Origin of the sequence: Nakamurella sp., from assembly GCF_044224575.1 — a bacterium.
Lineage (GTDB): Bacteria > Actinomycetota > Actinomycetes > Mycobacteriales > Nakamurellaceae > Nakamurella.
This window is the reverse complement of sequence record NZ_JBGAKE010000013.1, coordinates 151,217-160,627: the sequence shown is the minus strand read 5'-3', so window position 1 is coordinate 160,627 and position 9,411 is coordinate 151,217. Positions and strand designations below refer to the sequence as shown.

8 protein-coding genes are annotated in these 9,411 nt (G+C 70.8%); 5 read left to right on the top strand and 3 right to left on the bottom strand.

Annotated features, from left to right (window positions below; all coding sequences use genetic code 11):
* The first annotated feature begins 117 nt into the window (after positions 1–117).
* Complete coding sequence (locus ACILSK_RS16245; protein WP_395728209.1) at positions 118–2,391, top strand: TerD family protein; 2,274 nt, start codon at positions 118–120, stop codon at positions 2,389–2,391.
* Between the two features lie 77 nt (positions 2,392–2,468).
* On the top strand, positions 2,469–2,924 hold the full coding sequence (locus ACILSK_RS16240) for a tellurite resistance TerB family protein (RefSeq protein WP_395728208.1): 456 nt from the start codon (positions 2,469–2,471) through the stop codon (positions 2,922–2,924).
* Positions 2,925–2,947: 23 nt separating this feature from the next.
* Here the strand turns inward: ACILSK_RS16240 and ACILSK_RS16235 are convergent, their stop codons facing one another.
* The 3 genes from ACILSK_RS16235 to ACILSK_RS16225 all read right to left on the bottom strand — a co-directional run bounded on the left by ACILSK_RS16235 (position 2,948) and on the right by ACILSK_RS16225 (position 5,508).
* Entirely contained in the window at positions 2,948–3,658 is a 711-nt protein-coding gene (locus ACILSK_RS16235; protein WP_395728207.1) for a tellurium resistance protein, read from the bottom strand.
* Between the two features lie 45 nt (positions 3,659–3,703).
* Positions 3,704–4,834 (bottom strand): DUF475 domain-containing protein, encoded by a 1,131-nt coding sequence (locus ACILSK_RS16230; RefSeq protein WP_395728206.1) that lies wholly within the window; start codon positions 4,832–4,834, stop codon positions 3,704–3,706.
* 98 nt (positions 4,835–4,932) lie between these two features.
* Positions 4,933–5,508: a TerD family protein gene (locus ACILSK_RS16225; RefSeq protein ID WP_395728205.1), complete on the bottom strand. Its 576-nt coding sequence runs from the start codon at positions 5,506–5,508 to the stop codon at positions 4,933–4,935.
* A 218-nt stretch (positions 5,509–5,726) separates the two neighbouring features.
* Between ACILSK_RS16225 and ACILSK_RS16220 the strand changes: the two genes are divergently transcribed.
* Genes ACILSK_RS16220 through ACILSK_RS16210 form a run of 3 tightly spaced genes read left to right on the top strand, consistent with a single transcriptional unit; the run spans position 5,727 to position 9,411 of the window.
* Positions 5,727–6,905 (top strand): HpcH/HpaI aldolase/citrate lyase family protein, encoded by a 1,179-nt coding sequence (locus tag ACILSK_RS16220; RefSeq protein WP_395728204.1) that lies wholly within the window; start codon positions 5,727–5,729, stop codon positions 6,903–6,905.
* Entirely contained in the window at positions 6,902–8,269 is a 1,368-nt protein-coding gene (locus tag ACILSK_RS16215) for a phosphoribosyltransferase domain-containing protein (RefSeq protein ID WP_395728203.1), read from the top strand. Before ACILSK_RS16220 ends, ACILSK_RS16215 begins: the two co-directional genes overlap by 4 nt.
* 14 nt (positions 8,270–8,283) lie before the next feature.
* Positions 8,284–9,411, top strand: coding sequence for a cysteine protease StiP family protein (locus tag ACILSK_RS16210; RefSeq protein WP_395728220.1), 1,128 nt, complete (start codon positions 8,284–8,286; stop codon positions 9,409–9,411).

The following is a 9,411-nucleotide window of genomic DNA, read 5'->3' as shown; positions in this document are numbered from 1 at the left end:
AGTGCCCCCAAACCGCAGGTTTGGGGGCACTTTCCGCACACTCGGGCCGACGGGATCGCCCATAAATCCGCTTGAGGCCCGGATGCGCGGTGCGTCGTCCGGACCTATCGTCGGCCGATGGGGGAAATCGTTCTTGTCAAGGGTCAGAACGTGCCGATCGACGGGGAGCTGTCCAGCCTTCGACTGAGCGTGCGCTGGTCGACCACCGATGATCCGGTCGACGTCGACGTGGTGGCGCTGATGCTGGGGGCCGACCGCCGGGTGCGCAGCGACGCGGACATGATCTTCTACAACCAACCGGCGACGGCGGACGGTTCGGTCGTGCTGGCCGGGAAGGTTGCCGCCGATGCCGGTGGGTCGGGCGATGTCCTGGTCGATCTGTCCGCCGTCGAGCCCGATGTGCGCTCGTTGACGCTCGTCGCGACCACGGACGGCGCGACGTTGGCCGACCTGGACGTTCTCGAGTGGCTGGTGAACGACGAGCGCGCGAACCCGCTGGCGCGCTTCCCGGTCGCCGGGCTGACCACCGAACGTGCGGTGGTCGTCGGCGAGGTCTACCGGCGCGACGACGGCTGGCGGCTGCGCGCGGTCGGCCAGGGTTGGCAGGGCGGCCTGGCCGGGCTGGCGACGGACTACGGGGTGGACGTCGACCCCGCAGAGCCGGGCCCGGACGGGGACCTCGACAGTGACAGCGATGTCGACGGTGGCAGTGGCGTCGACAGCGACAGCGACAGCAACACCGAGATCGCCGGCGACGTCGGGGGTGAGATCGACTCCGACATTGGCGGGGAGATCAGCACCGAGATCAGCACCGAGATCGAGACGAGCGCCGGTGCGCCGGACGAGGTCGAAGCCGCCGACGACCCGGCCCCCGACCCGAGCCCCGACCAGTGGACGGACGACCCGCTCGCCGACGAGTCGCCGATGGCCGAGCCGCAGGCGGGTGCGGCGGGTCACGCGCAGGCGACCGCTCGGCCCGTCCCGAGCCCGAGCCATTCGCAGCTGGCGGACCGCCCCCGGCGGGTGCGGGTCGCGGCCCCGAAACCCGTTGCCCTGGAACCTCGGCGGCTGGCCGACGAGCCGGGGTGGCAGGATTCCCGGCTGTTTTCGATCTCCGGGATCGGCGCTGCCGATGAGCAGGAGAAGCGCGCCACGTCGGCGCTGCTCTGGACCATGGCGGCGGTGCGCCCGCTCGGCCGAGCCCTCACCGCCCGGGCCGGTGCGCCGGCCGGGGCGCTGGAGACGTTCATCGAGGTCGGGTTCCCGCTCGGCGAACGGCGCGTGATTCCCGATGGAGTCATCCGGATCGCACGGGGCCAGCGGGTCTGGACGGCCCTGGTGGAGGTCAAGACCGGCGACGGCATGCTCGGGCGGGAGCAGATCGAGACGTACCTGCGGCTGGCCAAGCGCCGCAAGTACGACGCCGTCATCACCATCTCGAACCAGATCAGCACGGAGCCGGACGTGCACCCGGTGGAGATCGCCGCGAAGGCGAGCCTGGCGGTCGGCCTGGTGCACATCTCGTGGTCGGAGGTGATGCACGAGATCCGGATGCTGTTGTCGCACCATCGATTCACCGATCCGCTGCCGATGTGGATCCTGTCCGAGCTCGACCGCTACCTTGGCCACCCGCGCTCGGGTGCGATGCCGTTCAACGACATGGGTCCGTCCTGGGTGTCGGTGCGGGAGTCGGTCGCGGCGGGCACGCTCCGGCCGAGCGACGCCAAGGCCGTGCCGATCGTGAACAGCTGGCGCAAGCTGATCCGCCAACTGAGTCTGGGCCTGACGGCCCGCCTCGGCGTACCGGTCCGGACAATCGTGCCGCGCCGGCTGCAGGCCGATCCGGCGGCCCGGCTGGACGAGGGCACCCACCGGCTCGGGGATCACGGGCAGTTGGCGGCCAGCCTGCGGGTCCCGGACGCGGCCGGCCCGATCGGCATCGTCGCCGATCTGCGCACCTCCCAGGTGCACGTCTCGATCGAGATCGCTGCGCCCCAGGAGAGTTCGCTGACCCGGCGGGTCACGTGGCTGACCAAGCAGCTCAAGGACGCCCCCGACGATCTGTTGGTGGAGGCGCGGTTCGCTCCGCGGGCCGAGACGACCTGCGAACGGCTGGCGGACGTGCGGACCCGGCCGCAGAGCCTGGTGCCCGGCAAGGACTGGGAGCCGACCACGTTCGTCGTGTCGCGGGTGCACCCGATGGGCACCAAACGGTCAGGCGCCCGCGGCAGCTTCGTGACGTCCGTGAGCGACGCCGTCGACGAGTTCTACACGCAGGTGGTCGAACGCGTCCGCCCGTGGACTCCGCCGGCGCCCCCGTTGCCGCCGGCCGACTCCGAACCGGCAGGTCCCGCGCCCCGGGCGGAACCTCTTGCGGCCGAGGTTCGTTAGCCGGAGGCGGGGGTGGCCGGACTCGAGTCCGGCGCAGCACCAACCGCATTGGCGTCGACACGGCAAGGGAGTTCGTCATGGCGTTCTGGGATTCGCTCAAGGCCAAGACCAAGGAGATGAACGGCCAACTGACTACCAAGGCCGGTCAGTTCAAGAACAAGGAGTTCGCCAACGGCAGCATGGCGATGTGCGCGTTGATCGCGGCGGCCGACGGATCGATCGACCCGGCGGAGCAGGCCAAGACGGCTGGCTTCATCCGGACCAACTCGGTGCTGGCGGTGTTCCCGCCGGACGAGCTGCAGCAGAAGTTCGACTGGTACTGCAGCAAGCTGGCCGGTGACTTCGAGTTCGGCAAGATCGAGGCCATCGCAACGATCGGCAAGCTGCGGAACAAGCCGGACCAGGCGCGGGCCGTCATCCAGCTGGGCATCATCATCGGCGGGGCAGACGGGAACTTCGATCCGCAGGAGCGGGCCGCGGTGCGGGAGGCCTGCAACGCGGTCGGCATCCCGCCTGCCGAGTTCGACGTCTGATCCAGGCCGGCACAGGCCGGGCGCTACTTGCGCCCGGCCTGCCAGTTCATCCCCCAGTTGAAGGCCCGATCCAGCGCCATCTGCCCGCCCTGCACATACCGGACCTCGCGCTGGAAGACCAGTTCACCCCCGGTGTCCACCAGCTGGGCCACCGCACACATCCGCGCGCCGGGGTCCGGGTCGTCCAACCGCACCTCGAACGATTGGCCGCTGGCCGAGGTCAGGGTGACCACGCCGTCCACCGCCGCCCAGTTCGGCGCGCCCTCGTAGATCATCGCGAAGATCAGCACGCGGCGGAATCGGCCGGGGGCGCCCAGGTTGATCGACATGTTCTCGCCGCCGACGACGCTGCCGGTGCGGTCATCGCCATCGAGCTGGATCCACGGCGGGGCGGTCAAGGAGCCGAACGCGTTGCCCAGCGCCTGGATGACGCCCTTACGACCGTCGCCGAGTTCGTACAGGCAGCCCAGGTCGAGATCGACGCCGCCGGATGCGGGAGTCGCCGCGGCCGCCTTCAACTTGGCGAAGAATCCGCCCGTCGGGGCGGGCGGTGGCGTGGCGCCGGTCGACCAGTTCAGGTTGACCCGGGCGGTGCCGCCGACCGCCCCGGACTTGGTCAGCGACACCTTGGGTGCGCCCTTGGTCAGGATCACCTTGCCGCCCCCGGACGGCGCGGCCGGCGCCGCGGGGGCGGCCGGGGGCTGCTGCGGACGCTTGGTGTAGTCGATGGCCATGGGACCGCGACGTCCTTTCAGAATGCTGTCGATGATGGGCCCGGCTCAGGCGTGGATGGTGCCGACTTCCTCGCCCCGCGCGCGCAGACGCTTGTTGCGCTGGATGCTGCTCCACAGCGCCGCGCCGATGAACCCGACGCCGAGCAGCCCGGTGATGAACTCGCTGATGTGCACGCCGATCGAGATGAACAGGATGATCGCCAGGGCGCCGATCGCCCAGTGCGCACCGTGCTCCAGGTAGACGTACTCGGACAGCGTGCCCTTGCGGACCAGGAAGACCGTCAGCGACCGGACGAACATCGCGCCGATCAGGCCGAGGCCCAGCGCGATCAGGATCGGGTCCGAGGTGATCGCGAAGGCACCGATCACGCCGTCGAACGAGAACGACGCGTCCAGCACCTCCAGATACAGGAACAGGAAGAAGCCGGCCTTGCCGGTCGCCTTGACCAGCTTGGAGTTGCGGCTCAACGCCGACGCCGGCTCGTGATCGACGTCGCGCTCGGGTTCCTCGTCCGGATGTTCGGCGTTCTCGAAGAAGGAGCCGAGGCCGTTCACCGCGAGATACACGACCAACCCGGTGAGCCCGGCGAACAGCACCGTCTCGGCGTCCTCGGCCAGGGTCTCCGAGGTCACCAGCAGGATCAGGCAGGCGACCATGATCGCCATCGAGTCCAACCGCCCGGCCTTGGCCAGCGGCTTCTCCAGCCAGGTCAGCCAGTGGTGCTCCTTCTCCTCAAACAGCCAGTTGAGGAAGAGCATCAGCAGGAACATGCCACCGAACGCGGCGATGATCGGGTGCGCGTCGGTCAGCAGCGTCTCGTAGCTCGGGGAGCCGTCCGGGAAGTACGGGGCGTCGTCGGCGGGCGGGTTCATCGCGAGCTGGAACGCCTCGACCGGGCTCAACCCGGCGGCGAAGTAGACGATCAGCAGCGGCAGCAGCAGTCGCATGCCGAAGACGGCGATGACGATGCCGACCGTCAGGAACATCTTCTGCCAGAAGTCGCTCATCCGTTCGAGGATGGTGGCGTTGATGACGGCGTTGTCGAAGGACAGCGACACCTCCAGGACGCCCAGGATGGCGCAGAGGACAACGCCGGACCAGCTGTCGTAGACGAACGCCACCACCAGGGAAATGGCGGTGACGATGTACGACCACATGAAGATCTTGAGATGCACTCCAGGCCTCTTCACGACGGACGGGCGCGGTGGGCGCGGTGGGTCGGTTCACCTCGGAGCGCGTCCGACCGCAGCCCTTCCTTCGCGTCGGGCCGGGGTCAGATGTTGACTCCGAAGTCGCGGGCGATGCCCGCCAGTCCAGAAGCGTAACCCTGACCGATCGCGCGGAATTTCCACTCGGCGCCGTTGCGGTACAACTCGCCGAAGACCATCGCGGTTTCGGTCGAGGCGTCCTCGGACAGGTCGTAGCGGGCGAGTTCGTTGCCGTTGGCCTGGTCCACCACCCGGATGAACGCGTTCCGGACCTGGCCGAAGGACTGCCCGCGGGTCTCCGCGTCGTAGATGGACACCGGGAACACGATCGAGTCGACGGTCGCCGGCACCGACGGCAGATCGACGTTGATCACCTCGTCGTCGCCCTCGCCCTCGCCGGTCAGGTTGTCGCCCTGATGGACGATGGAGCCGTCCGGCGAGCTGGTGTTGTTGAAGAAGACGAAGTAGTCGTCGGCGACGATCCGGTGATTGGGATCGAGGCCGAGCGCGCTGGCGTCCAGGTCGAAGTCGTCGCCGGTCGTCGAGCGGACGTCCCAGCCGAGGCCGACGGACACCGCCTTCAGGCCGGGCGCGGCCTTCGTCAGCGAAACGTTGCCGCCCTTGGTCAGGCTCACACCCATGCTGCTCTACCCCTTTACTCACTGATCGAACTGCCTTGCTCGATCGCTTGTTCGTCTGTCGTTCACTTGGCGTCCGGGTCGGGCCAGTTACTCTGCGCGCAGTCGTTCGCGGCATCCCTCCCAACATCCGCCCCGCGAACGTCCGGCCCGGGTACAGAGTTCCCGACGGGCACCCCCCACTCAACCCGACAGGCCGGGCACCACCCGACAGGAGGACGATGCGGCACTTCGACCAGCTGGCCGAGGGCGTTCGCCGTGAGCTGTTCCATCTCGCGCCGGAGTCGTTCGAGCGGACCAGCGAGCGATCCGTGCTGGCGCACGCGTTGGGCGCGACGCTGTACGTGCCGGCAACGCGGAACGATCTGGCGAGCACGGTCCGCCGGCGGGCCGCCCGGGGCGTTCGCTCGATGGTCATCGACCTGGAGGACGCGATCGCCGACCCGTCGGTCGATGCGGCCGTCGGGTCCACCGGGGCGGTGCTGTCCGAGCTCGGCGAGGATCCGCCGGACAGCCTGCTGTTCGTCCGCGTGCGGTCGGCCGCGCAGATCCGGGAGCTCGCGCTGGCGCTGGGCCCCGACCAGCGGATCGTCAGCGGCTTCGTGCTGCCGAAGTTCTCCACCAAGACCGGGGAGGAGTACCTGCAGGCGGTCACCGAGATCGACGCCCGGTCCGCGCACCCGGTCTACGCGATGCCGGTGCTGGAGACCCCCGAGGTGCTGTACCGGGAGACCCGGGAGACGGAGCTGGTCGGCATCCGGGAGCTGCTCGACCGGTACCGGCCCCAGGTGCTGACCGTGCGGATCGGGGCGACCGATCTGTGCGGGCTGTTCGGCATCCGGCGGGACCGGGACCTGTCCATCTACGACGTCGGGGTGGCCGCCGATCTGATCACCCAGGTGGTCAACCAGTTGGGCCGCACCGACGGCACCGGGTTCGCGATCACCGGGCCGGTGTGGGAGTACTTCGCCAACCACGAGCGGATCCTGCGACCCCAGCTGCGGCAGACGCCGTTCGCCGACCGGCACGCCGACGAGCTTCGGCGATCGCTGATGAGCCGCGACCTGGACGGGCTGATGCGGGAGATCATCCTGGACCGCGCCAACGGGCTGACCGGCAAGTCGGTGATCCACCCGTCGCACATCGCGCCGGTGCACGCGTTGGCGGTGGTGCCGCACGAGGAGTACCTCGATGCGCTGGACATCGTCGAACCCGAATCCGCGCACGGCGGGGTTCGGACGTCCGGCTACCGCAACAAGATGAACGAGATGCGTCCGCATCGCAACTGGGCCGACCGCACCCTGCTCCGGGCCCGGGTGTTCGGCGCGGCCGCGGCCGGCATCTCGCACATCGACATCCTCACCGCCCAGCAGCAGTCCGAACTGCAGGAGGCCGGGTGAGGGCCGCGATGACGTCCTCCTGGGTCGCCGATCACTACGGCATCGAGGTTGCGGATGAGCCGGCCGGCCCGTGGTCGATCGGCCTGACGATGGCTGACCTGACGCGCATCGCCCTGCGGCGCAACCCCAAACGGGCCCAGCTGCTGGTCTCGACCGTGCTGGGCAAGCACCTGCCCGTCGATCCCCGGGTCGTCTGCGGCACCGGCCGGCTGCTCGGGGCCATGGTCGCCCGACAGCTGGCCGGCGCGGCGGAGCTCCCCGCGCAGTGGGCGGCGGCGGCCGTCGCCACCGTCCGGGGTGCGGAGCCCGGGCGGCTGCTGTCCGCCCTGCCCGACCCGGCGCCCAGGCCCGGGGTGGTGACGTTCGGCTTCGCCGAGACCGCCACGTCACTGGGTCACCTGGTCGCCGATCAGCTGGGCGCGCCCTACCTGCACTCCACCCGGCGCCCCGACGGGCCGGTACCGGTGACCGCGGAGTTCGTCGAGTCGCACTCGCACGCCACCGACCATCTGCTGCGCCCGGATGCGCGGCTCACCCTGGCGGGCGACGGGCCGCTGGTGCTCGTCGACGACGAGCTGTCCACCGGCCGGACCGCGCTGAACGTCGTCGAGGCGCTGCACGCCCGGTTCCCGCGGGAGCGGTACGTGCTGGCCGGGCTGGTCGACGTCCGCTCGCCGGCGTCCGACGCGGTCCGGGCCGAGCTGGCCGCGCGGCTGGGCTGCCGGATCGACGTCGTCTCGCTGGTCCGCGGAACGGTCAGCGTGCCGGACGGCTCCGCCGAGCGAGTGGCCCGCGATCTGGCCGGGTCGCCGCCGCTCGACGGCCGGGGAGTCGACCGGCCGGTCGCGGTCCGGGAGGTGCCGTTGCCGTGGCCGGCGCGGCTGCCGCCCGGCGGGCGGCACGGGTTCGCCGTCACCGACCGGCCCGAGTTCGAGGTGACCCTGCCGGCCGCCGCCGATGCGTTGGCGACGGCGTGCGGCGACGCCGGCCGGGTGCTGGTGCTGGGCACGGAGGAACTGATGTACCTGCCGTTGCGGCTGGCGCTCGCGCTGCGGTCGGCCACCCGGGCGACGGCCTTCCAATCCACCACCCGGTCCCCGGTGCACGCGATCGACGCCCCCGGCTACCCGATCCGGCGACGCATCGACTTTGCCTCCCTGGTGCACCCGGGGAGCCGCGAGCGGGCCGAGCGGCACGTCTACCACGCCGGCTGGCCCGAGTCGGCCGGCGGCGGCGAGGCGGATCTGATCGTCGTCGTCGACGACGGGCACGCAGTCCCCGGGCCGACGGGTGTCGCGGAGTCGGTGGCCCGGGCGACCGGGACGCCGGTCGTGCTGGCCCGGCTGACGGGGGTCGCCGGATGACCGCGGTCACCGCCCTGCCGGTGCCGCTGACCGGACCGGCGTTCGGCAGCTACCGGCCGGACGAGGTGTCCTGGCTGCTGACCGACCTGTCCGCGGTCGACCTGGAGGCGGACCCCGCGCATCGCGAGGCGGAGATCCAGGCCGGCCGCGCGCACTACGCCGAATCACTGCCGGTGGAATACCAGCCCGACCCGGCCTACCAGGCGCTGTTCGACACGATCCTGGCCGGCTCGGCGGCGCGGCTGGCGTACGCGGTCGGCGCGGTCACCGAACTGGTGCTCGCCGAACGCGGACCCGGCGTGGTGCTCGCCTCGCTGGCCCGGGCCGGCACCCCGATCGGCATCCTGATGCGGCGCTGGGCGCGGCGGTTCCACGGCCTGGACCTCCCGCACTACGCGGTGTCGATCGTCCGGGCGCGGGGGATCGACCGGGTCGCGCTGCGGTACCTGGCCACCCGGCACGACCCGGCGTCCGTCGTGTTCGTCGACGGCTGGACCGGTAAGGGGGCGATCGCCCGGGAGCTGACCGCGGCACTCGACGCGGTCCGGGCGGCCGGCGGACCGGCGTTCTCCGACGATCTGGCCGTGCTCGCCGACCCGGGGCACTGCGTGCGTACCTTCGGCACCCGGGACGACTTCCTCATCGCGTCGGCGTGCCTGAACTCGACCGTCTCCGGTCTGGTGTCCCGGACCGTGCTGAACCGGGACCTGATCGGCCCCGGTGATTTCCACGGCGCGAAGTTCTACGCGGAGCTCGGCGATCGCGATGTGTCCGGGGTGTTCCTGGATGCGGTCAGCGCCCGGTTCGACGAGGTCGCCGCCCGGGTGCGGGCCGACGGGCCGGCGCTGGCCGGGTCGGACCGGGCGGTGACCTTCGCCGGGTGGGCGGCCGTCGAGGCGATCCGGGAGCGGTACGGCATCGACTCGGTCAACTTCGTCAAGCCCGGCGTCGGCGAGGCGACCCGGGTGCTGCTGCGCCGCGTTCCCTGGAAGATCCTCGTGCGCGAGCCGGATCATCCGGACCACGAGCATCTGCGGCTGCTGGCCGCGGACCGCGGGGTGCCCGTCGAGGTGGTGCCCGACCTGGCCTACTCCTGCGTGGGCCTGGTGCGCCGGGTCGGCGCCGAAACCGGTGAGGGCTGA